Below are 23,980 nucleotides of genomic sequence, written 5' to 3'. Positions count from 1 at the left end.
AGGAAAGGAAATAAACTGGCATGATGATTAATTCACAAGACAAAATTACGGCTTCACAAGCAGTTGTTGTCCTCGTTAATTATATTTTGGCTACAGGAATACTTACCTTGCCAAGAACATCTGTTGAAAAGGTCAAATCACCGGATGTGTGGATTAGTGTTTTTTTAGGAGGGATTATTGCGATAATTGCAGCTGTGATTATCGTGAAATTAAGCCAAAAATATCCTGATAAAACCTTCTATCAATATAGCCAAGATATTGTAGGGAAATGGGCAGGTTGGTTTTTAAGTTTACTTATTATAGTCTATTTTTTTACAATTTCGGCATTTGAAGTCAGAATAATGGCTGAAGTAACCTCAATCTTTTTGCTCGAAGGTACTCCAACTTGGGCAATCATTTTGCCCTTTTTGTGGATAGGCCTTTATTTGATTAGTAGTGGAATTAACGCGATTGCTCGACTATTTGAAATCATCTTTCCTATTACGTTTGTCCTCTTTTTATTGGTCGCTTTAATGAGCATGGGCATATTTGAAATAGATAATTTACGTCCGGTATTAGGATTGGGAGTCATGCCAGTATTAAAAGGAGTAAAGACAGCGACCCTTGCATTTTTAGGTCCTGAAATTATGCTGTTGCTTGTCGCATTAATGAAGCAGTCAGAGAAGACGAAAGCAGTAAAAGTCGTCCTTGTAGGCTTAACGATTCCTTTAATCTTTTATGTCATAACAGTTGTAATGGTAATAGGAGCTTTATCAATCGATGGAGTTGTTACGAGAACATGGCCTACATTAGAACTTATGCGAAGTTTTGAAATTCCAGGATTAATCTTTGAACGATTTGAGTCTTTTTTACTCGTGATTTGGATCATGCAAATATTCGCCACCTTTACTATTACCTATTTTGCCGCAGCTTTAGGATTAGCTCAACTCTTTAAAAAGAACATACAGCCCTTTATATTCGGGTTGTTACCGATTATTTATATTATTTCTATGACGCCTAAAAATATCAATGACCTCTTTAAGTTCGGTGATATGATTGGGAATGCTGCATTATACTTATTTGGTGTTTTTCCAGTAATCTTACTTTTTATTTCGAAGTTGAAGGGTAGAAAAACATGAAACTAAACAATATGAAGGGACGATTTCGTCTAGGTTTGCTGTTATCTCTTCTACTTCTTACAGGCTGCTGGAGCAGTAAAGAAATTGAAGACTTAGGTCTTATTGTAGGTACTTCGCTAGATTTAGAAACAGATAGTAGTTCTAGGGAGGTATTGGAGGAACAAGAAGCTAATAACTCTAATAAAGAGCTCATTACAATTACCAATCAATTCGTTACCTCAGAGACAACTGGTTCTGGTGCAAAAGAAGGTAAAAAGGAACAAAAAGCTTACAAAAATGTTTCTGAAACTGGAGAGGCTGTTCTTCCCACTTTACGTAGTATGATAGAAAAAAACGACAAACGTGCTTTTGCAGAACATTCAAAGGTCATTGTCATAGGAGAGAATTTTGCCAGTACATTCAATCTAACACAAACAATGGATTTTTTTCTTAGAGAAATAGAAATGAGACCAAGTGGGCTTCTTCTCATCGCTAAAAATCGTGCAAGTAATATACTTGAATCGATCGAACCAACTACAATTCCAGCGTTTCAACTTGTTGAGATGATGAAAGGGCATAAAAGGACGACAAAGATACTACCACCGATGACGCTTGCAAAGCTACAAGGAAAATTAAATTCTAGAGCGAGTTTTTTGTTGCAAAGTGTAACTTCAGAAAATGGAGAAATGAAATTTGCTGGTGCAGCTGTGATAGAAGGTAAAACTAAAAAACTTCGGGGTTTTCTTACGGGAAAAGAATTAGAGGGTATTACGTGGATAACAGGAGAGGGCAAAGGTGGTTTAGTACCAAGTTATTATGAAGGGACAGATCAGCCGATTATATACGAGATACTGTCAATGAAAAGTAAAATTATACCCCATGTTGATGGAGACAATATCTCATTTAATGTAAAAATCGAATCTGAAGGGCGAATTGCTGAGCATTGGGTTCTATCTGAGAAAACATTTGATAATAAGTTTTTGAAAAAAGCAGAAAGAGCTACTGAAAAAGAGGTAGAGCGTCTTGTGAAAAATGTTTTAGAGAAGATACAAAAAGAGTATCAAACGGACGTATCAGGGTTTGGAACAAGACTGAGAATAGAGTACCCAAAAGTATGGAAAAAGCTAAAAAAAGATTGGGATCAAACATTTAACGAAGTACCGATTCAGTGTGAGGTAAAAATAACGATAAAAGACTATGGGACGTCAGGGGAATAAAACTGATTTCGTTTTATGAAGGATAATAAATGTACATGGTAGTGAAGTTTTATACAATGCTAGGAAATATAAAAGGGATTAAGTTCGGTATACTACCACTTAATCCCTAAAAAACTGTAGATAAAGAATAAAAGCAGGTAATCTCCTAAAATTGACATCGGTAATTGTTGGAGTATACTGGAATTAAACGGAAAATGTGCAAGTGAAAACAACTGTAGATGAGGTCGTTTTGTGTGGAATACAGTATTAAACCAGTAGCTGTAGTGAGCAATAGTCGAAAAATGATTGAAGATGACAATTGGGGTGACGTCATCTCAACTGTTGAATTGACAAAAGATATACATGCATCGTCCTTAAAAGGGATTGATGATTTTTCTCATTTAGAAATAATTTTTTATTTTGATAAAGTTGCAGATGAGAAAATTCAATTTGAAGCGAGACATCCAAGAAATAATAAGGATTATCCGGAAGTCGGTATTTTCGCTCAGAGAGGTAAAAATAGACCTAATAAAATAGGTGTAACGGTTGTAGAATTATTGGAATTAAAGGATAGAACATTAATCGTTAGCGGCCTTGATGCTATTGATGGAACACCAATTATTGATATTAAACCTGTCATGAAAGAGTTTTTACCGAAAAGTGAATTAAAGCAGCCAAGTTGGGCAACTGATTTAATGAAGAATTATTGGGACTAGTATATGTACACAAAAGAAATGAAGATTTTTTAATTTCAATCAATTGAAGGAGTAAACAATATGTTTTTAAATCTACATATTGAAACCGAGAGACTAATCATTCGTCCATATGCTTTAACGGATTTGGATGAATTGTATGCAGTCGTTTCTGAGCCTGATTTTTATCAATTTATCCCAGAGGATGTACCTAGTCGAGGTGATGTTCAGCGGATAATAGAGTGGTCCATTCAATGCAACAAAAAAAATACGCTTTCCAAAATACATAAATTGAATCTAGCCATAGTAGATAGAGAAAGACAAACGTTAATTGGCTACTGTGGCCTTGGTCCAGATGATGTAAAAGAAACTGAGGTCGAAATATATTATGGTATTTCGAAAGCTTATAGAGGGCAAGGAATTGCGTATGAGGCTGCACAAGCTTTACTAAATTATGCGTTTAATAAGATTGGTTTACTTAAGGTTATTGCAGTCGTTCACCCTGAAAACGCGGCTTCTTTACGAATTGTGGCTAAATTAGGAATGAACTATGAATATACGTATATAAATCTTAATCCGGAGTTGAAGGATTTTGAAGGATTACTTCATTACGCTATAGAGGCTAAAGCATGTCAATGAAGTAATTAAATTTGTAAAGCGTATATGTTTAGTTGATAAAAGAAATCCTTAAGCGTGACCATTTGAGTAGGTTTTAAGGATGTGGCCGAATTGGTCACTTAATGGTCGTTTAAAATGTAAAGAACAGAGTACAAATAGAATGGTTTAATAAACTTTACAACGAAGGGGAGAGGGAAATCCCCTTCATTTATTTTATAAAATAATGCCTTGCTGATAAAGTAAGCTAATAGCATGGGAACGATTTTTAGCCTTCAGTTTCTAAATGCAAGTTTTACATATTGATTGTTAATTCTCTTAAATCCATAATGACAGCGATTTTGTTCGTAATATGTTTTAAATCGTAATGGCCTTCTTTAATAGATTTTAAGCTACTAAATTTGCAAAAATGATCTAATTGAAGTAGTACCCAAAGTAAAAGGAACCTGCGTTAAAGTATCAGATTCCTTTTTTTGTATTTTTTACTGTGCAACAGTTTGTGCGTTATCGATAATTTCTTTTGGAATATCGATTGTTTTTAGGCTATTGAAATCAGTGTATGTTACAACTGACTTACTTTTCGAAGATAATTCTTCATCGGCCACTTTTATTTTCAAATCCATATCCACTTCTATTTTATTTGTATCAAAAGTTTCTTTATCAATATATAGCACGTAGTTCATTTTATTAATCATTAAGTTATCAAGAGGATTTTCTTGAAGGTTAATACCTTTCATCGATTTTTTTATTTGAGAATCGATAAGTTCTTTAAATTTATTGTCCTTTGCATTTAAAGTTAAGACATATGCATCATCTGTTTGCTCGAATTTGAAATCACTTACATACTTTTTAAGTTGTTCTAATGTTTCCTTCGCGTTTGAAGATGATGTAGTTTCCTTTAAAATCGAATCGAAATTATCGTCTGGTAACTTTAACCATTTGCCAGTCGTTTCGTCTTTTACGAAAATACCTTGATCCTGCTCCATGTATATTTCAACTGACGCTTCTTCGCTTGGCGTATCTGGGGATGTTGTTGTAAGTGAGAAGTGTGTACCAAGTGGTTCGTAAACTAAATCTACCGCTATTTTGGTATCACTAGTAAATTCCTTTGCTTTTTCACCTGACCCCATTTTTGCCTCTTGAGTAACATCCATTTTTGCACTCGAACTTTTAATGTCTGCTAGACGCTTCATTGTTTTGTCAAATACTTGCTCTAAAGTAAGGTCACTGGTTTTAGTAGTACCTTTCGTTGGGGTAGCGCTACTGTTACAAGCTGCTAGTGTCAGTGCCAATGCTCCAACACTCAAAACTTTAAAAATTTTGTTCATTACTTTCATCTCCTATTCTTGGGGAAAACATTATCTACTAGTATACATAACTATTATAGGAAAAATTTCTTTTTTTACTAAAAAATACTAGTCTGATAGTAAAATAATAGTAAATGCCCAACCCATAACTTTATTTATAAGCCTCCATGCTTATGATAAGTCTCAAGAAAAGTAGTTCATGAATATTAAGAGACGATCAATAAATTTATTGTTGGCATTGTAAAATATCGCAATGGTATAGCTCATCATCATAACGCATGGTTGATTTCCGTTCTGGCTGGGCGCTTTCCTCCGGACATCGGGCAAGAAACGTTTTATTTGTGAAAATCAGTGCAATGTAGCGGCAATAATAGATGTTTTTTGCGCGAAGTGTAGCGACAACAAGAAGATGTTGGTCATGAGAGCATTAGCACAGGACCTGATGCTCTAAACCTTCGTTCGCTGCAGGGTCTTATCTGTGTGATGCTGATCCCGAAGGAGTCGCTCAATCTTCACTTCAATCAACATGTCATGTGTTTTAAGAAATGACATCCACGAATTTGGTGATAAGCCAATGGGGTAAGGTAATAAACTATCACTAGTGGATTAGTTTTTGGAGGATTCTAATGATTTTACGTTGTAGTAAGGGAGCATTACAGCTGGTAGCTTTTATAAGACAGAAATAAGTATGTACAGGGAGAGTGTTGTTCGATATTAGAAGGGGTGGTATTTTTAAATAGGGCTGGTCTTCCAGTGTTGAAAAATATATTTACAAAAAGAAAGAGCCGAGAAAATGACACCATTTTCTCGGCTCTGTTTATCAATTATAGCCCCAGATCATTGCGAATAATGTACCAATGATTGTGACAACACCTACGAATACTGAATATAAAATCGTTGTATATAACGTTTTCTTGTCTTCAGATTCACCGATGTGCATGAATAATACTAATTGTACAGTTGCTTGTGCAAGAGCAGTTACTAGTAAAACACCAAATGCCATGTTATAAGACATATCGAATTTAATAACAGCTAAAGCTACAAGTGTTAGTAATAGTGAGAAGCCGAAGCCCATCACGTGTTGTTTTGGGAATAAATCCTTCATCAGCTAATCAGTCCTTTCAAGTAGACGAAGCTGAAGATGAAAATCCAAACAACGTCTAGGAAGTGCCAGTACAGTGAGAAGATAAACGCTTTGTTAGCTGTTTGTGGGTTTAAACCACGGCTAGCTACTTGGATTAAAATTGCAACGCCCCAGAAGAAACCGAATGTTACGTGGAGACCGTGCGTACCAAGTAAAGTCATTAATGCCGATAAGAATGCGCTTGTTTGAATAGTCGCACCTTCTTCAACATATGTGACAAATTCATCAATCTCAATGCCTAAGAAGCCAAGACCTAATAGAAGTGTGATGATGAAAAATGCCATCATCGCTTTTTTATTGCCAATACGCATTGCATGAACACCAAGACCAATTGTGAAACTACTTGTTAATAATAAGAATGTTTCCCATAAGACTGGTGTTAATTCGAAAATCTCAGCGCCATTTGGGCCACTACCTGTACGTGTTTGAAGTGTGAAATACACTGTAAATAGTGTGGCGAATAATACGATTTCGGCACCAAGGAAAATCCAGAAACCGAAAATTTTCAGGCGATTTTCTTCTGTACTATATTCTAATGGAAGTGAAGAATCGATTTTCATATTATTTATCACCTCTCAAGCTTTTTTCAGTTGCCATAACTTCTTCAACTGAAATGTATCGACCATGATCCTTTTCGAATGAACGATGAATCATAAAGCCAAATACACCAATCATACTAATGATTGCTGGAACCCATAGATTGAATACAGCGAAGAATGCTGCAAGGAAGAAGAATCCGCTCATCCAGAATGGTGTGCCAGTGTTGTTAGGCATGTGAATTTTTTCAATTTTACCGGCTGTAATATCGCGACCTTCTTTTTTCGCGAACCAGTATTCATCTAAACGTGTAACAGTTGGAACTACTGCAAAGTTATATTCTGGAACTGGAGAATGAGTAGCCCATTCTAACGTACGACCATCCCAAACATCTGCTTTTTCATTACGTGGCATATGTTTCCAGCTGTAGTAAATGTTATATACGATTAACGCAAAGCCGACAGCAAGACCAATACCACCGATGAACGATAGCATGTTCAATGGACCGTAGCCAGTTGACTCAGAGTAAGTGTACATACGACGAGCGTAACCATCTAAACCTAAAATGAATAGAGGGAAGAATGTTACGTTAAAGCATACTGCGATAAACCAGAAAGCAGCTTTACCTAGTTTTTCATTTAAACGGAAACCGAACATTTTTGGCCACCAGTAGTGGTAACCTGCAAGTACACCGAATACTGTACCTGGAATTAATACATAGTGGAAGTGGGCAACTAAGAACATCGTATTATGATATTGATAGTCAGCACTTGCCATTGCAAGCATTACCCCTGTAACCCCACCAATTGTGAAGATAGGAATAAAGCCAAGAGCATAAAGCATAGGAGTTGTAAATTGAATTTTACCGTGTCTCATTGTGAGCAACCAGTTAAATATTTTAACCCCTGTCGGAACAGCGATTGCCATTGTTGTAATAGAGAATACGCTGTTTACCATTACACCGTGACCCATTGTATAGAAGTGGTGGGCCCATACTAAGAATGATAGTAACGAAATAACGACCATACTCATAACCATTGATTTATAGCCGTATAAGTTTTTACGTGCAAATGTCGCAATGATTTCAGAGAAGATACCGAAAGCAGGTAGGATAACGATATAAACCTCAGGATGTCCCCAAACCCAGAATAGGTTGGCCCAAAGCATATCCATACCACCATTTTGCATTGCAAAGAATTGTGTACCGAATTGACGGTCAAGCATCATTAATGCAAGTGCTACAGTTAATACTGGGAATGCAAATACGATAATAATGTTTGTAATTAAAATTGACCAAGTGAACATTGGCATTTTCATTAATGTCATACCAGGTGCACGCATTTTAATGATTGTTGCGATGAAGTTAACACCAGTCATTAACGTACCAATCCCTGATAATTGTAAAGCTAAAGAATAGTAGTTGTTCCCAACAGTTGGACTAAATTCTGTCCCAGCTAATGGGAAGTAAGCTGTCCAACCAGCATCAGGTGAACCACCAATGATAAATGATAGGTTTAATAAACCACAACCAGCTGCAAATAACCAGAAGCTGACTGCATTCAGACGTGGGAAGGCAACGTCACGTGCACCAATTTGCAGTGGGATAACAATGTTCATTAAACCAATTACGAATGGCATAGCCATGAATAAAATCATTAATAAACCGTGTGTTGTGAAAATCTCATTATAGTGTTGTGCATCAAGAAGTCCATTATCAGGAACTGCCGTTTGTGCACGCATTAATAGTGCATCGATACCGCCGCGCATTAGCATCAAAAGTGCTGTAGCGATATACATAATACCGATTTTTTTATGGTCAACAGTTGATAGCCAGTTTTTGTAGAAATAGCCCCATTTTTTGAAATATGTAAGGCCAGCTACGATAACCACTGCTCCAACTACGATACTAATAGCTGCCGCTAAAATCATCGGTTCTTGCATAGGATGGAATACTTCTTCCATGCTCATTGGATGCGCTCCTTTCAGGTGTGAAAATAAAATTAATGTGAATGTGTTTCTTCAGAATTTTTCTCTGAATCAGAATGATTCCCATGATCCATTTTAGAGTGATCCATTTCTTTTTCGGACATGTCCATATCACTATGATCCATGCCGCCCATTTTCATGTGTTCACTGTGTTCCATTGGAGCAGGTCTAAATTCTAAGTGTGTAGATGAATAGCTTGAACGACCAACGTGTTCTGCTTTTAATAGTTCATCAAATTTTTCTTCTGTTAATGGTTTTTCGTTTGCTTTTACTTTAGAAACCCAATCGTCGAAGTCTGCTTGTGTCATAGATTGCGCTTCAAATTCCATTTCAGCAAAACCGCGACCGTTAAAGTTAGAGTTACGGCCCATGAATGAACCAACCTCATCTGCAGCAAGGTGAATAGTTGTTAACATGTCACTCATCGCGTATTTTTGACCAGCTAATTGTGGAATCCAGAAACTTGTGATTGGTCCGAAAGAGTAAAGTTTGAACTCGATTGGACGGTCAGTTGGAATATTTACATAGTTTACAGTTTCAACACCTTGCTCTGGATAGCTAAAATGCCATTTCCAGTTAGAAGATGATGCGTAAATAACAAGTGGCTCTTTATTGTCATAACCTTCTGGTGTTGTCTCGACAGTACTTGTTGTTCTTACAGTAACAACTGCCAAGAATGCCACTATGATAATAGGGATAACTGTCCATATTATTTCAAGTAGATGACTACCCTCTTCGTGAGGAGGCTCATAATCGGCAGATGCTTTTGAAGCACGATATTTAGTTAGCATAAATGCTAAAAGCACATACACGACTAGTAATATAAAGGCCATTGTAATAATGGATAAAATAATTGTGTCTGATAATGTTTTGGCATTTGGCCCTTTAGGATCAAAAACTGTTAGGGGTTCACAGCCAGCAAGAATTGCTAGCGCACTAAATGCAACAAACATTAAGCTTAACTTTTTCTTCATGTTTGACTCCTTTCTATAAAACGGCTATTCATAAATTTCATATGTTTATATATAGATTCGAATTTATAAATAGTGGGTAATACGGTCACCTCTTTTAATTGTTGTACCAATCAAATAATCAGAAATACTTACAATGGCATGGTTCACTATGAAACATTGAATGTAGTATTTGATTGGTCTAATGCAAGCGTTCGCAAAGTCATTAATCTGTGTAATCGATTTTTAAACAATGTGTCATAATCGATCGACACAAATGTCGTTGTTTGCATATAGGATTATACGCCCCGTTTGAAAGAAAAAAAATTATTTTTTTATATTTTTAATAGTAAACTGGGGATAAATATGAACATTCTTTGAACGAAAATCGTTATTTCAATATTAGTATTTTTGTGTTTAATATAATAAACACTGTTTAAACGTTGAAAACACTGAGTTTCTTATCCTTAACTAAGTAAATAGTTTTTTTTGTGAAAATGTCATTTCACATTTTAGACTTCATTTTGTAATAAAATCGCTGTTAAATTAGGTTGTTGAATGCTTTATTGTTGCGTTTTAAAAAAATATGAGTAAACAAAAAGTAGAGATGTGGATATATCAGGATAAACTTTCAATGTAAGGGATGATTGGAAAGGAGTATTTCGGAAACGAATATAAATTATGTTAATATAATTATGTACTTCCATTTATTGGGTTTTTGATATTTTACTTAAAAAGTAAAAAATGCAAACTAAGGAGATTCTTAGTTTGCTAAATTTGGTATGGGAACGAAATTAAATGTATGAAGCAGAAAGAAAGTGAAATTCGCTTAAGTTCGTCTAATTACGCCAGACATTTTATGCGCCTAGTTTTAGCCATTTTGCGACTTGGCCATATATAGTATTTTGAAGTTTTGGGGCTAGGTTATGCATCTTTAAAGCAAAATACAATGTTTTCATTAAATTTAATGTACATGTACGTCCACTGAAAAAGGCTTCGTTATAACCTTGAGTCATTAAATGCAGTTCAAATTTATCAAATACTTGTTCGGCAAATTCTATTAATGCTTCCTCAGAGTAGTCACGAGCTAGTAACGCTTCAATAATAGTAACTAAGCGTTCCTCCTCGTCGTTGACAAAAACAGTATCTTTCCAAGTAACAAGTTTCAAAGCATGCAAGATTAAAGGCGCATGTTGTAAATCAAATTTGGGGTGTTTAATTGTCATAGCCGCTAAATCTGCACCATGTGCAATGCTATGCGCCCAACCTTTATCTTGAACATGTCCTCTCGTATCTTTTTCCAATAATAAATAGCGACCGATCTTTTTAAAGAAAATTTGTAAACGCTCATCACTTAAAATTAGTAGTTCAGCATCTTTTACGAGAATACCTGCAACAAGTAAAGCAGAAAACGAGCGAGTGAAGACACTATCTGTCATTTCTTCACCTATGTTTAAAAATAAATAATCATCGCCTATTACAGTATCAAATAAGTATTGTAGCTGTTCATTGCTCAGTAAATTGTCGCTAAGTAGATCAATAAAAGTTCGATAAATTAATTTGTCTCGTAATTCAGCATCTGGTGAACCAATGTGAGTTAACATTTCTTGTAACAACCATTCGCCATTTTGTATCATAAATTCTTGTCGTTCTGAAGATGTCATGGTTGAGAATGATTGTAATGTATTTTTAATATCCATATGTAATTCCCCCGAGGTTAAGTTAATTCTCTATAAGAGCATTCTTTTCGAAGTGTTAGTTGAACATAGTAAAAATGCTTATATGGAGCTAGGTCTTTTTATTATAACGCTTCAACGATGAATTTGTTGATTTGTAAAGTTTTCTAGTGATATAGAAGTATATTGGCAATGGGAATTCCAGAAACAACAAAAAGTTGATATGATAGACAAGCAACAAAAAGGGAAAGACTTATTCAAGGAGCACATAAAAAAGACATACCTATTTAAGTATGTCTCATCTTAGTCATGATATAAGGGCTGACTTTATACCGAGCGGCCATTCAGTATAAGTATTTTGGTTGGTTTTTAATTCAACAAGAATATTTGCATTTTTAATGGTTTCGATTAGCCATTCGCTATAATGATGATTCGGTTCGGCGTGCTGTAAGATTCGTTGCATATCTTTTTGGTCGATACTTAGAAGTTTATAGTCGCATTCAATGTGTACACTTTGGGGAATAATAAAAAGTGACTCATGTTGGTGCCCGATTGAAATGGAGCCAGGAATGTAACCTTGGATACTTATAATATGTGTATTTGCTTCTTGCGTGTATAAATCAATCTTTGTCCGTGTGAGTATTTCAAATTCGATCGGGTAATCCTTCTGATAAGGATTGTCCGCTGTAGAAAACGAAACAACTTTAATTGGTAGTGCCTCAAACATAGGAGAGATGCTACTACCGAATTCACTAACTGTATCTATTAATTGCATGTATTCCACTCCTTGTGAAGAACTTTTGCCATCAATTATGCTACGGCATAATTGCGTCAGGAATCAGCTTTGTGCATTCCAGCAGATGTTTTTTGTGCGAAAGCGAAGCGTCAGCAACAGATGTTTTTTATGCGAAAGCGAAGCGTCAGCAGCACATGTTTTTGTCTGTAGTTTGCTGAAAGCTGAATGCCTGTAAATAGTAATAAATGAAAGATATTATTAATTATAATACAATTTATTACAAAATATGTAATGCTAAAGCAATGATTTTTTTTAAATAAGCAGGGAGTAAATTTATATTGTCATCGTTGAATGTTAAAAATGATATATGTTAAAACGTATACTGTCTAATAAGATTGAATTGGAGTAAATGAGGGGAGCATTACAGATGAGACCCTGGTGGGAATCAATAGAGGAACGCACAAAGTTCAGTAATAACGCTTTTGTGACTAACCCCCAGTAGCTTATCGCAACTCTTCGTAAAGCCCTCGGTCAGATTCGTAAATCAACTCCATGATAGTGTGATGATTCATATAGAAACTAATAAGTAAAATAGTCGTAAAGAGGTGAGAAAAATGACAAAGCGAAAACGACATGTTATAAAACATGACAATATTGTTGTTTTTCCTGGTGCTGTTCAGACATTAATACGTGAAGGACATATGTATGCGGAAAATTATCAATATGAAGAGGCAGTGGCCAGCTTTGAAAAAGCATTTTTATATGAAGATGGAGACGAAATGGCATTAAGTGCTTACGCGTATGCTTTATATGAATTAAAAGCATACGATAAGGTTAAAAATGTTTGTGAGCAATTATTTGCTATGGGTACGACTTTATATGTGGAAGTAATGGAGCTGTATGTTACTGTATGTATGCAATTAAAGGAATACCACCAAGTAGAGTCGTTAATTTCGACATTAATAGAAGAAAATGTACTTCCGGAAGATCAGCTTGAGAAATTTGAACGCTTAAGAAGCTTGAATCAAGATGTTGCAATGAATCTCCAAAAAAAAGAAGATGCAAAACGATTGTTAGAAGAGCAAGAATATGAACTTTCGGAATTTAGTACCTTAACGGCAAATGAACAATCTATTCGACTGCATCGTTTAATGGAGACGAATGTAAGGCAATTAAAGACAGCATTGAAAGATATTATTGAATCTCCTACAATCCATCCATTTGTTCAGAGTTTAGCATTAATTCTATTAGTGGAACAAGAAGTGTCAATTGAGATTACGGTCTCAAAATTTAATGGAACAAAGATTATTAACCCTATCAATTTAGTCTTGCCAAATCAGTTGCCTCAGTATAGGGAAGTAAAAAAAATAATCGAAAATAAATTAGAGCAAGACCCATCGACGTTGGAAATGGTACAATACTTAATGGCGAAGCATGCCATTGTGACATATCCGTTTGAATGGCACCAGTATGAAGCTGATGATATTGCCTATAGTTATATTGACTTTGTACAATCTATGCTCGGAAAAGTACAAGAAATGAACTATGAAATCATTGACTTTTTACAAATGTTAGAAAAAATGACGGAACTACATGAAGTATGAAATAAGTTGAAACTATACGCATCTATGTTATACTAAAATGGTTGTCAAAATCGTAGTTACGAATGAATTGTCTAACAATAAACTTGATTATTTATTTGGAGGTATTTATACATGTCAGCAAAATGGGAAAAACAAGAAGGTAATATCGGTACTCTTACAATTGAAGTACCTGCTGTAGAAGTAGACGCAGCAATGGACCAAGCGTTCAAAAAAGTTGTAAAACAAATTAACGTACCAGGTTTCCGTAAAGGAAAAATGCCTCGTAATATGTTTGAACAACGCTTTGGTATCGAATCTTTATACCAAGATGCATTAGAAATCATCGTTCCTGAATCTTATTCAAAAGCTATCGATGAAGCTGGTATTATGCCAGTAGATTACCCAGAAATTTCTGGTACAGAAAACTTCGCACATGGTAAAGATTTCACATTTACTGCTCAAGTAACAGTGAAACCAGAGCCAAAACTTGGTGAGTACAAAGGTTTAGAAGTTACGAAACTTCCAGTAGAAGTTACTGATGAAGAAGTAGAAACACAAATTCAAGAACAATTAGCTCGTAAAGCAGAGCTAGAAATTAAAGAAGACGAAGCAATCGTAGAAGGCGATACAGCTGTTATCGACTTTGAAGGTTTCGTAGGTGAAGAAGCGTTTGAAGGTGGCAAAGGTGAAGACTACCCACTAGAAATTGGTTCAGGTTCATTCATCCCTGGCTTCGAAGAGCAAATTGTAGGTATTAAAACTGGCGAATCTAAAGATGTAGTTGTAACTTTCCCAGAAGAATACCATGCAGCTGAATTAGCTGGTAAAGAAGCTACTTTCAAAGTAACAGTAAAAGAAGTTAAAACAAAAGTTCTTCCAGAACTAAACGATGAATTCGCTAAAGAATTAGACCCAGAAGTTGAGGGTGTTGAAGCTTTACGCGCTAAAATCAAAGAGCAAACTGCAGAACAAAAACTAGCTGAATCAAATGCAGCACTTCGTGACGAATTAGTTGAAAAAGCAGCTGGAAATGCTGATTTTGAAGTACCTGCTGGTATGATTAACTCTGAAACTGATCGTATGTTACAAGAATTTGGTCAACGTTTACAAATGCAAGGTATGAACTTAGACCTTTACTATCAATTCTCAGGTCAATCAGAAGAAGATTTACGCGGACAAATGAAAGAAGAAGCAGAAAGCCGTGTACGTGTATCTTTAACTCTTGAAGCAATTGCAGAAGCTGAAAAAGTTGAAGCTACTGAAGCTGATATCGAAGCAGAATTAGAAAAAATGACTGCTCAATTTAACATGACAAAAGAGCAAATTACTGGTGCTTTAGGTGGCACAGCAGTTCTTGAAAACGACATTAAAATTCAAAAAACAGTTGAATTTTTAGTAGAAAACGCTAAAATTACTGAATAGGATTTTTTGTAACTGGATAGAAAAATGAAAACAAGGTACGGCATTATACCGTGCCTTGTTTTATCACATATTGTGTGTTTAGGTGTAGCTTGATTCCACGTTAGGTTTAGTTTTACGACTACTTTCACCGCAAAAGCATCCTCCAAAAGGAAGTGCTTTTTTGAAGAGGGGATAGGCAAAGCCTTTACATTTCTCTAATACATAGTGTTGTTTGACTTATCACACGATGCTAAAATTTGACTTTATTCAGCAGAGATAGGGTTTAATTGATTGATGTCTCAATTCTTCCAAATGAGGAACAACGAAATACATCCTCTTCTGAATGAAGTTAAGCCTCTGGCGAATGTAATAGATTTTAAAAAAATTGTAACTTATACTACCGAGTATAAACGTGAAGTCACGAGTCAATACCAACTGAAGAAGGTCAGGTAGATTGGCTAAACGTAAGGTCTCTGGTCGCTAGAGCTTTCTGAAGAATCAGTCACTTACACTCGTGTGGTAATAAAAGGTATGATTGGTATAATTCGGACTCGCCCTAAGTGGTGGATAGCATTTGTTAAACTACACGCTATGATGGTGAGCTGGAATTTATTAAGTTAATGAAATGGAAACTTTGTGGCAATATTCATGTTTTTTGTACAATGAGTGTCAAAAATCTTGAACCATAAACGCCGTGGTGTAAATGGATGCAGACAATTTATTTGATAATGATTCAATAATCTTGTAAGATTGTTGCTTGAATAGGGGTGAAACATATTGTTCAAATTTAATGATGAAAAAGGCAATTTAAAATGCTCATTCTGTGGGAAACCACAAGAACAGGTACGTAAACTAGTTGCGGGTCCTGGTGTTTATATTTGTGATGAATGTATCGAACTTTGTTCAGAAATCGTTGTAGAGGAACTGGGCGTTGAAGAAGAAATTGAATTCCAAGATATTCCAAAACCAAAAGAAATCTTAACGATTTTAGATGAGTATGTAATAGGTCAAGAACGTGCTAAAAAAGCTTTAGCAGTTGCGGTTTACAATCACTACAAACGCATTAATACAAATAGTAAAATTGATGATGTAGAATTAGCGAAGTCGAACATTGTGTTAATCGGCCCAACTGGTAGCGGTAAAACTTTATTGGCCCAAACATTGGCGCGTATATTAAACGTTCCTTTTGCTATTGCAGACGCTACTTCACTAACTGAAGCTGGCTATGTTGGTGAGGACGTTGAGAATATCTTATTAAAATTAATTCAATCAGCAGATTACGATATTGAGCGTGCTGAAAAAGGGATCATCTATATTGATGAAATCGATAAAGTTGCACGTAAATCTGAAAATCCATCCATTACACGTGATGTATCTGGTGAAGGTGTACAACAAGCACTTCTTAAAATCTTAGAAGGTACAGTTGCGAGTGTCCCACCACAAGGTGGCCGTAAGCATCCTCATCAGGAGTTCTTACAAATCGATACTACGAACATCTTATTTATTGTGGGTGGAGCGTTTGATGGAATAGAATCCATTATTAAACGTCGTCAGGGTGAAAAAGTAATTGGCTTCGGTTCAGATCCTAACAAAATTGATGCGGATGAAGGCTCAATTATGGCAAAGCTGATTCCAGAGGATTTATTGAAATTTGGCTTAATTCCAGAGTTCATCGGTCGATTACCGGTACTTGCAAGCCTAGAGCAATTAAACGAGGCTGCGCTTGTACAAATTTTAACAGAGCCTAAAAATGCACTAGCTAAGCAATATCAAAAAATGCTTGAATTAGATGGTGTTGAGCTTGAGTTTGATGAAGGTGCCCTTTCTGAAATTGCAAAAGAAGCAATTGAGCGAAAAACAGGTGCACGCGGTCTTCGTTCAATTATTGAGTCAACAATGCTTGATGTAATGTACGAACTACCTTCACGTGAAGACGTGAAAAAATGTATCATTACGGCAAAAACAATTACGGATAAAGAAAAACCGAAATTGCTTCTTGAAGATGGCACTGAACTCGATGAAGGTAGCGACACAAAAACTTCAGCATAACGAACAGACGTGGCTGTCTATTGTTATGAGATAAAGAGTAATTTAGCTGACTTCGATTGTGTAATATTCGCACATTCGACAGTCAGCTTTTTATTCATTCATACATAAAGCCAACTGTAATTAAATGAAATTTTTGGCTCAATTGATTAACTAGTGTGAATCAGCTTTTTAGACACATACTAGTAGCGTGGGAGTGAATAAGAAAATTTTGACGGAGGTGAATACCCGCATGGTGACAATACAAAAAACAACAAATGTACCATTATTGCCTTTACGTGGACTTTTAGTATACCCGTCGATGGTGTTACATATTGATGTGGGTAGAAATCGTTCTGTAGCGGCGCTAGAACAAGCGATGTTAGAGGACCAACTGATATTATTAGTAACACAAAAAGAAATGCATGATGAACAGCCTGATGAGCAAGATCTCTACACAGTTGGTACGATGGCATATGTTAAACAGATGCTTAAATTACCAAATGGAACTCTGCGTGTTTTAGTGGAAGGTGTAGCACGTGCAACATGGTCTAACTATCGGGCGTTAGAAAAATATACGGTTGTTGACATCGATGATAAGGAAGAAACAATCGATAAGGATATTGAAACACAGGCTTTAATGCGGACGCTGTTAACGTATTTTGAAAGATACGCGAAAGCCTCCAATAAGATTACTTCCGAAACCATCAGTACTGTGGCAGACATTGAAGAGCCAGGTCGTTTAGCGGACATCATCGCTTCACACTTGCCATTCAAGATTGCAGATAAACAAGAAGTATTAGAAATGCTCAGTGTAAAAAAACGTTTAGACCATTTAATTATCCGTTTGCATGATGAACAAGAAGTACTTGATCTAGAGAAGAAAATTAATACAAAAGTTAAGCAATCGATGGAGCGTACTCAAAAAGAATATTATTTACGTGAACAAATGAAAGCTATTCAAACTGAGCTAGGGGACCGTGAAGGGAAAACTGGCGAGGTCGCTGAATTACGTAAACGTATTGACGCAACAGGAATGCCTGAATCCACGAAAGAAGTAGTGCTTAAAGAGTTGGATCGCTACGAGAAGCTACCGGCAGCTAGTGCAGAGAGTGGCGTAATTCGAAACTATATTGATTGGATTGTAGCACTACCATGGACAAATGCGACAGAAGATCGCATGAATATCGCACATGCAGAAGATATTTTAAATCGTGATCATGATGGATTAGAAAAAGTAAAAGAACGTATATTAGAATATTTAGCTGTACGTCAATTGAAAGCATCATTACGTGGACCTATTTTGTGTTTGGCTGGCCCTCCGGGTGTAGGTAAGACGTCATTAGCACGATCTATTGCAGAAAGCTTGGATCGTAAATTTATACGTATTTCATTAGGTGGGGTACGAGACGAATCAGAAATTCGTGGGCATCGTCGTACGTATGTTGGTGCAATGCCAGGGCGTATTATCCAAGGGATGAAAAAGGCAGGGACAATTAATCCTGTGTTCCTTTTAGATGAAATTGATAAAATGTCTAATGACTTCAGGGGAGATCCAGCAGCAGCAATGCTTGAAGTTTTAGATCCGGCTCAAAATAATACATTTAGTGATCATTACATCGAAGAACCTTATGATTTATCAAATGTATTATTTATAGCAACTGCTAATGATTTAAGTACAATTCCTGGACCGTTACTAGATCGTATGGAAGTGATTTCAATTGCTGGTTATACTGAAATTGAAAAAGAGCAAATTACGAAAAATCATTTAATACCAAAACAGTTAAAAGAGCACGGCTTGAAAAAAACGCAAGTTATTATGAAAGACGAAGCAGTAGTGGATATCATCCGTTACTATACTCGTGAAGCGGGCGTTCGCGGACTAGAGCGTCAAGTCGCAACCCTATGTCGTAAAATCGCTAAGATCATTGTTTCTGGTGAGAAAAAACGAGTAACAGTAAGCTCGAAATCGTTAGAGGAATTACTCGGTAAACATCGTTTCCGATATGGACAAGCCGAGGAAGAAAATCAAATCGGTGTAGCTACTGGACTTGCTTATACAACTGTGGGTGGTGATACATTGCAAATTGAGGTATCATTAACACCTGGTAAAGGAAAATTGCAGCTAACTGGGAAGCTAGGCGATGTCATGAAGGAATCAGCTCAAACCGCCTTATCGTATGTCCGCTCAAAAATGGAAGAGCTAAAAGTGGATGCGGAATATTTTGAAACACATGATATTCATATTCACGTTCCTGAAGGAGCAGTGCCGAAAGATGGTCCTTCCGCAGGTATTACAATGGCAACCGCAATTGTTTCTGCGATTTTACACCGTCCAATACGCCGTGAGGTCGGCATGACAGGTGAAATTACTTTACGTGGGCGTGTACTCCCAATTGGGGGCTTAAAGGAAAAGACACTCAGTGCGCATCGAGCAGGCTTAACGACAATTATTTGTCCAAAAGATAATGAGCGAGATATTGAGGATATTCCTGAAAGTGTACGCGAACAACTAACATTTAAACTAGTGTCATCGGCTGATGAAGTATTAGCCATTGCACTGGACGGAGGTATTTAAGAAAATGAAAGTCCATAACGTCGAAATGGTCATAAGTGCTGTAAGACCAGACCAATATCCAGAAGATGGACTGCCAGAATTTGCACTAGCCGGTCGTTCAAATGTGGGGAAATCCTCATTTATTAACCGAATGATCGGTCGTAAAGCTTTAGCACGTATTTCTTCTAAGCCCGGAAAAACACAAACGCTTAATTTTTACAAAATTGAAGAGCAATTGTTTTTCGTAGATGTTCCGGGTTATGGTTATGCAAAGGTTTCAAAGACTGAGCGTGAAGCATGGGGAAAAATGATTGAGCGTTACTTAACTGGGCGTCAGGAATTAAAGGCAGTCGTTCAAATTATTGACTTACGTCATCCACCTACAGCTGATGATCGCATGATGTATGATTTTTTGAAGCATTACAATATTCCTTGTATTGTCATTGCAACAAAAGCAGATAAAATTCCAAAAGGTAAATGGGATAAGCACAAAAAAATCGTGAAAGAAACGCTAGACATGGATAAAAATGATCCTATTATTGTCTTTTCTTCAGAAACAGGACTTGGTTTTGAAGAAGCTTGGCGTACTATCGAAAATAAAATGTAATAAGAAAACATCTATTGCGTCTATTATTTAGGACGGTAGATGTTTTTTTTATTAAAATGGATGGAATTGCTTGATGAATGAAATAACTGACCGATAAATTAAATAGGAGGTGGACTTAATGGATATCGCAGCTTTATCAATGGCAATGAATCAAGCAACATTAATGCAAAATGTATCTCTAGCTGTAACGAAACAGGCTATGGAGATGCAACAGCAAAATTCAGAACAATTAGTTGAAATGTTAGATGCTCCACATCCAACAGCTGGACATACAATTGACGTTCAAGTTTGATGAAGGAAGGTAGCTTGTAATTGGAAGCTACCTCTATCTTTGTGTCTAACGGTAGATTAAAAAAGGAATTAAAAGTACTAAAATGTATCTTTTTAGATAGTAAAAACTACCAATAGTACGATATACTATTTAATAATAATTAATAACATTTTTTTAGGAGGTGGGATTGTTGAAGAAAATTCCATACATACTAATGATTTTGTTACTAGCGGTTCTCGGGTTCTCATCAAATCAAACAGCACATGCTACCCAAATGGTGACTGGAACTTTTGTAGATGTAACATTTTCAGAATATGAAAATTCAAATGGAGTAATAGAAAAAAAGCTTAGTAAAATTACTTTGCAAAATGATAGCGGTCGTCAAGTTACATACAATATAAATAATAATGCCCGCCTGTATATTAATAAGACAGAGACAACAATCGAAGGCTTTAAGATGGGGATGAAAGTAGAAGCGGACATTTCCCTTCGAAGTGTTGTTGAGCTTCGAGGTACTTCTGATTCTACAAAGGAAACAGAATCTCCAACAGTTGCACACAATACGAAAACACTTGCCGGGGTAGTGACAAGTATCGATCCAAATGGACTATTTATTATGTTGAAGTCGGATTTTGGAAAAGAAACGACTTACTATATAAATAAAGATACAAGCTACCAAAAAAACTCCTCTGCAGCCGATATTAGCGCATTATATGTAGGGGATCGTGTTAAGCTAAGCCTTAAAAATCAAAATGCATCCATTGTCACAAAAATCGAAATTAGTGATACAGGTACATTAGTTGAAAACCTATATAAAGGTGAAATACAAACGGTTAATGCCAATGCAAATAAATTAACTGTAAAAAACCAACATGCTTTTATAAATTGGCAGTTTGGTTCTGATACAACAAAGGCTTTATCAACGATGAATTTTTCATCGAAAGTTCCAGTATATGTTGGAAACACAAAAATTAATAAAGATCAGTTGAAAAATTACATTGGTAGTGAAGCATATTATGCAACAGTTAAACAATTTGGCAAAGAAGTGATTGAAAAGATTGTTGTATTGAAAAACAACGAGCGAACTTACTACGAGCCTATGCTTTCTGTAGATTCTAAATATCAACTATTTAAACTTAAATCTGCAGGTACAATATACTTCCACGATGGAACGATATTAATTCGAAATGGTCGTTTAATCGAACCTACAGGCCTATTAGCTTATGGTACAGCCTTTGTTATTTCGGATGGTGCTGCACGTGATCATTATGCCCAAGTTGTGCAAATAACAAGTGATAGTTTTATGTCACCAAACTTAGCAGGTCATGAGTTATATTATGGACGTTTATCACAAGCAGATGGCTATTTAATCGAAATTGATGATGCAATGAAGATCGAGTCAAATGTCTTCAAGAAAAAAACAGATCGTACTGTACTATCTGTTAGTAATTCAACAAAGGCAATAGTAGATGACGGTAACAAAACATACAGTGTTGTTCCTGATATTGAACTTCATTTATATGAAGGTCAATATGGATACTTCTATGTGAAGGATGGACATGTACAGGCCCTTCATATTCTGAATAAGGCGAAACCTGTTGCACCATTAATGTTAACAGGTAAACTACAGTCAGTTAAATCGAAATTCCCAGCTGTAATCAATGTGAAGAGCGTTAGTCAATGGCAAAATGGTCGTTGGTATGAAGCTGGTGAAATGATTGATATGAATATTGACCAAGCAACAATTATTAAAGCTGGTAAAGTTATTCAAGCATCTGATTTAAAACCTTCTGATCGTTTAGTAGTATTATCAGATCGTTTTATCAAAGCTCATTTAATATTAGTCGATTAATATCTGTGAGTTTTCTGCTAGTATATTTACGACGAAGGTATTCAGCCTTAAGCGAATTTTTTAGCACTTGCTAATGATGAAAGACTTTGTCGCGCTAGGAGTAGAAGGCGAGCAAATTTAACCTTGAATTTTTTAGGTGTGTTGATTAGGTTCATCACCAAAAGTCGTGGAGACTTCTTATCATTTTGCTTACATCAACACACCTGATTATTTTATTATCTTAAATAATTGACAGCTCCAGATGCGGATATGCATGGAATTGAAAGAGAGGAACAGAAAAAGAATGCGAAAACATTTATATAAAATAATGTTAGTAGTTCTTGCTGTATTGATTGTTGGGGCTACTATCCCAGAAAATGCATCAGCGTCTTCATTAGAAACAACGGGTGCTGTAAAAAATGAATATACATATGAGGAAGCTGTTTTCATTACAGGAACACCTATTATATTTAAAGGCACTAGTAAAGACATTAAAATTACGCAAAAAGAATCTAAAGGAAAATTAACTGAAACATATAGTTTAAAGCTAACAGCAAGTAACGGTGCTACATTGACACGAAATATTGCCTATGAATCAGATGTAGTAGATTATGCTACGATTGGGCAAAAAACATCCAATGGTGTTGTGAAAAAGTATACAGAGAAAATTGTTGCTGGGAAAATTACCTATACATTAGTTGATTACCAATTTTCACAAGGGACTGTAACGGACAATCGTGTAGCCTCTGATTATTTCTCAGGTAATGTGATTTCGAGAAAAACGTATTCCTATCAAACTGGAACTGGAAAAAATGCAGTCCAAAATACTGTGACAATTGATACGGATAGTCGTCATGCTGGCTATGAAAACTTCTGGGGAGCAACAGAAACACAAATTACCGAAGCTGTTTATAATTATAGCGATGGTAAGACAAGCCATGTGAAGAATCGTTTATCTACAAGTAAATCACGTGTACTAAACTATGAAGAAAATCTAGGGACTTTAGGGAGCTTTGATGGTGGGTATGCGGTAGTAAGTGAAAAGGATGTTATTTCTGAATATACGTATGATTTAGCCTCTGGACAAAAAGGGACTCTTGACTTAGATACAGAATACATGCCGACAATTGAACGTTTAATCATTCCTAAGTTCCGTGACTTATCAAATCATTATGCGAAACAAGCTATTGAAAAATTATATTCTTTAGGTATTTACACTGATGCAAGTAACTTCTTCTCACCAAATACCCCTATGAAGCGTATTGACTTTTCAACGGCGATTGGTAAGGCAGTTGACTTACGTGTTATGGCAGAACCGAAAACGAAAAAATCCAAAACTACTACAAGTATTTTTAAAGATATTAAACGTACAGTAAAAGATTATGCTTATATTGAGTCTGCGGTTAATAAAGGAATTATTAAAGGTGTATCACCAGAGTATTTCAAGCCTGATCATCCGATTACTCGAGCACAAGCCGCTACGATTTATGTGCGTGCTTTAGGGCTTGAGAATAAGGCGCCAGATCCTGGCTATTTAACAAAGTTTAAGGATGATGCTCAAATTCCGGTTTACGCAAGAGACGGTATTTACATTGTCAATGAGTTAGGCTTAATGACTGGTGACCCTACAGGTCGATTTAATCCAAATCAGCCATTAACGCGTGCAGAAGCATCAGTAGTATTAGAACGTTTTTTAAATTATTTGGAAAGTGACTTAAAACAAAACTATCGAGATGACATATTGTTCTTTAATTAAAGAAAGGACTGAG

Annotated in this window: 19 protein-coding genes; 12 read left to right on the top strand and 7 right to left on the bottom strand. The window is 36.0% G+C overall.

Features of this window, described 5'->3' with window-relative positions:
- Positions 1-20: 20 nt before the first annotated feature.
- The 4 genes from ACQKN4_RS16230 to ACQKN4_RS16215 all read left to right on the top strand — a co-directional run bounded on the left by ACQKN4_RS16230 (position 21) and on the right by ACQKN4_RS16215 (position 3,624).
- Positions 21-1,118 carry a spore germination protein gene (locus ACQKN4_RS16230; RefSeq protein ID WP_427484194.1) on the top strand — a complete coding sequence of 366 codons (1,098 nt, stop codon included), beginning with the start codon at positions 21-23 and terminating at the stop codon, positions 1,116-1,118.
- 11 nt (positions 1,119-1,129) lie between these two features.
- Positions 1,130-2,314 carry a Ger(x)C family spore germination protein gene (locus ACQKN4_RS16225; protein ID WP_427484193.1) on the top strand — a complete coding sequence of 395 codons (1,185 nt, stop codon included), beginning with the start codon at positions 1,130-1,132 and terminating at the stop codon, positions 2,312-2,314.
- A gap of 233 nt (positions 2,315-2,547) precedes the next feature.
- Entirely contained in the window at positions 2,548-3,009 is a 462-nt protein-coding gene (gene tsaA / locus ACQKN4_RS16220; protein WP_079563102.1) for a tRNA (N6-threonylcarbamoyladenosine(37)-N6)-methyltransferase TrmO, read from the top strand.
- Between the two features lie 60 nt (positions 3,010-3,069).
- Entirely contained in the window at positions 3,070-3,624 is a 555-nt protein-coding gene (locus ACQKN4_RS16215; protein ID WP_079563103.1) for a GNAT family N-acetyltransferase, read from the top strand.
- A gap of 458 nt (positions 3,625-4,082) precedes the next feature.
- Here the strand turns inward: ACQKN4_RS16215 and ACQKN4_RS16210 are convergent, their stop codons facing one another.
- From ACQKN4_RS16210 to ACQKN4_RS16180, 7 genes are all read right to left on the bottom strand, one after another.
- Complete coding sequence (locus tag ACQKN4_RS16210) at positions 4,083-4,928, bottom strand: DUF6612 family protein (protein ID WP_079563104.1); 846 nt, start codon at positions 4,926-4,928, stop codon at positions 4,083-4,085.
- Between the two features lie 799 nt (positions 4,929-5,727).
- Positions 5,728-6,012, bottom strand: a complete 285-nt coding sequence (gene qoxD, locus ACQKN4_RS16205) for a cytochrome aa3 quinol oxidase subunit IV (RefSeq protein ID WP_079563105.1) — start codon at positions 6,010-6,012, stop codon at positions 5,728-5,730.
- Positions 6,012-6,611: a cytochrome aa3 quinol oxidase subunit III gene (gene qoxC / locus ACQKN4_RS16200; RefSeq protein ID WP_079563106.1), complete on the bottom strand. Its 600-nt coding sequence runs from the start codon at positions 6,609-6,611 to the stop codon at positions 6,012-6,014. Before qoxC ends, qoxD begins: the two co-directional genes overlap by 1 nt.
- 1 nt (position 6,612) lies before the next feature.
- The gene (gene qoxB / locus ACQKN4_RS16195; protein ID WP_079563107.1) at positions 6,613-8,556 is read right to left on the bottom strand and encodes a cytochrome aa3 quinol oxidase subunit I; all 1,944 of its coding nucleotides are present in this window, start codon (positions 8,554-8,556) and stop codon (positions 6,613-6,615) included.
- Positions 8,557-8,588: 32 nt separating this feature from the next.
- Positions 8,589-9,548 (bottom strand): cytochrome aa3 quinol oxidase subunit II, encoded by a 960-nt coding sequence (qoxA, locus tag ACQKN4_RS16190; protein ID WP_079563108.1) that lies wholly within the window; start codon positions 9,546-9,548, stop codon positions 8,589-8,591.
- An 833-nt stretch (positions 9,549-10,381) separates the two neighbouring features.
- Positions 10,382-11,224 carry a DUF2785 domain-containing protein gene (locus ACQKN4_RS16185; protein WP_427484192.1) on the bottom strand — a complete coding sequence of 281 codons (843 nt, stop codon included), beginning with the start codon at positions 11,222-11,224 and terminating at the stop codon, positions 10,382-10,384.
- 283 nt (positions 11,225-11,507) lie between these two features.
- Positions 11,508-11,975 (bottom strand): hypothetical protein, encoded by a 468-nt coding sequence (locus ACQKN4_RS16180; protein ID WP_427484191.1) that lies wholly within the window; start codon positions 11,973-11,975, stop codon positions 11,508-11,510.
- Positions 11,976-12,550: 575 nt separating this feature from the next.
- On the opposite strand from ACQKN4_RS16180, the gene ACQKN4_RS16175 reads away from it, so the two are divergent.
- From ACQKN4_RS16175 to ACQKN4_RS16140, 8 genes are all read left to right on the top strand, one after another.
- Positions 12,551-13,540, top strand: a complete 990-nt coding sequence (locus ACQKN4_RS16175; protein WP_427484190.1) for a hypothetical protein — start codon at positions 12,551-12,553, stop codon at positions 13,538-13,540.
- Positions 13,541-13,651: 111 nt separating this feature from the next.
- Positions 13,652-14,941 (top strand): trigger factor, encoded by a 1,290-nt coding sequence (gene tig / locus ACQKN4_RS16170; protein ID WP_427484189.1) that lies wholly within the window; start codon positions 13,652-13,654, stop codon positions 14,939-14,941.
- A 756-nt stretch (positions 14,942-15,697) separates the two neighbouring features.
- Positions 15,698-16,969, top strand: a complete 1,272-nt coding sequence (clpX, locus tag ACQKN4_RS16165) for an ATP-dependent protease ATP-binding subunit ClpX (RefSeq protein ID WP_337989199.1) — start codon at positions 15,698-15,700, stop codon at positions 16,967-16,969.
- Positions 16,970-17,198: 229 nt separating this feature from the next.
- The gene (gene lon / locus ACQKN4_RS16160; protein ID WP_079563114.1) at positions 17,199-19,523 is read left to right on the top strand and encodes an endopeptidase La; all 2,325 of its coding nucleotides are present in this window, start codon (positions 17,199-17,201) and stop codon (positions 19,521-19,523) included.
- 4 nt (positions 19,524-19,527) lie between these two features.
- The gene (gene yihA / locus ACQKN4_RS16155; RefSeq protein ID WP_079563115.1) at positions 19,528-20,109 is read left to right on the top strand and encodes a ribosome biogenesis GTP-binding protein YihA/YsxC; all 582 of its coding nucleotides are present in this window, start codon (positions 19,528-19,530) and stop codon (positions 20,107-20,109) included.
- 118 nt (positions 20,110-20,227) lie between these two features.
- On the top strand, positions 20,228-20,401 hold the full coding sequence (locus ACQKN4_RS16150) for a YjfB family protein (RefSeq protein ID WP_079563116.1): 174 nt from the start codon (positions 20,228-20,230) through the stop codon (positions 20,399-20,401).
- A gap of 169 nt (positions 20,402-20,570) precedes the next feature.
- The gene (locus ACQKN4_RS16145; RefSeq protein WP_427484188.1) at positions 20,571-22,232 is read left to right on the top strand and encodes a hypothetical protein; all 1,662 of its coding nucleotides are present in this window, start codon (positions 20,571-20,573) and stop codon (positions 22,230-22,232) included.
- A gap of 283 nt (positions 22,233-22,515) precedes the next feature.
- Positions 22,516-23,967 (top strand): S-layer homology domain-containing protein, encoded by a 1,452-nt coding sequence (locus ACQKN4_RS16140; RefSeq protein WP_427484187.1) that lies wholly within the window; start codon positions 22,516-22,518, stop codon positions 23,965-23,967.
- Positions 23,968-23,980: the final 13 nt, after the last annotated feature.

It is taken from the genome of Lysinibacillus sp. NPDC093692 (assembly GCF_050280125.1).
Lineage (GTDB): Bacteria > Bacillota > Bacilli > Bacillales_A > Planococcaceae > Lysinibacillus.
This window is presented reverse-complemented; position numbering and strand designations above follow the sequence as displayed.

Excerpts from the sequence above, each read along its gene's own strand:
- lon (WP_079563114.1), top strand. The coding sequence starts at position 17,199 with ATGGTGACAATACAAAAAACAACAAATGTACCATTATTGCCTTTACGT.
- ACQKN4_RS16230 (WP_427484194.1), top strand. The coding sequence starts at position 21 with ATGATGATTAATTCACAAGACAAAATTACGGCTTCACAAGCAGTTGTT.
- ACQKN4_RS16185 (WP_427484192.1), bottom strand. The coding sequence starts at position 11,224 with ATGGATATTAAAAATACATTACAATCATTCTCAACCATGACATCTTCA.
- yihA (WP_079563115.1), top strand. The coding sequence starts at position 19,528 with ATGAAAGTCCATAACGTCGAAATGGTCATAAGTGCTGTAAGACCAGAC.
- ACQKN4_RS16225 (WP_427484193.1), top strand. The coding sequence starts at position 1,130 with ATGAAGGGACGATTTCGTCTAGGTTTGCTGTTATCTCTTCTACTTCTT.
- ACQKN4_RS16175 (WP_427484190.1), top strand. The coding sequence starts at position 12,551 with ATGACAAAGCGAAAACGACATGTTATAAAACATGACAATATTGTTGTT.
- ACQKN4_RS16180 (WP_427484191.1), bottom strand. The coding sequence starts at position 11,975 with ATGCAATTAATAGATACAGTTAGTGAATTCGGTAGTAGCATCTCTCCT.
- qoxD (WP_079563105.1), bottom strand. The coding sequence starts at position 6,012 with ATGAAGGATTTATTCCCAAAACAACACGTGATGGGCTTCGGCTTCTCA.
- ACQKN4_RS16210 (WP_079563104.1), bottom strand. The coding sequence starts at position 4,928 with ATGAACAAAATTTTTAAAGTTTTGAGTGTTGGAGCATTGGCACTGACA.
- qoxA (WP_079563108.1), bottom strand. The coding sequence starts at position 9,548 with ATGAAGAAAAAGTTAAGCTTAATGTTTGTTGCATTTAGTGCGCTAGCA.
- qoxB (WP_079563107.1), bottom strand. The coding sequence starts at position 8,556 with ATGAGCATGGAAGAAGTATTCCATCCTATGCAAGAACCGATGATTTTA.
- qoxC (WP_079563106.1), bottom strand. The coding sequence starts at position 6,611 with ATGAAAATCGATTCTTCACTTCCATTAGAATATAGTACAGAAGAAAAT.
- ACQKN4_RS16215 (WP_079563103.1), top strand. The coding sequence starts at position 3,070 with ATGTTTTTAAATCTACATATTGAAACCGAGAGACTAATCATTCGTCCA.
- ACQKN4_RS16150 (WP_079563116.1), top strand. The coding sequence starts at position 20,228 with ATGGATATCGCAGCTTTATCAATGGCAATGAATCAAGCAACATTAATG.
- ACQKN4_RS16140 (WP_427484187.1), top strand. The coding sequence starts at position 22,516 with ATGCGAAAACATTTATATAAAATAATGTTAGTAGTTCTTGCTGTATTG.
- tig (WP_427484189.1), top strand. The coding sequence starts at position 13,652 with ATGTCAGCAAAATGGGAAAAACAAGAAGGTAATATCGGTACTCTTACA.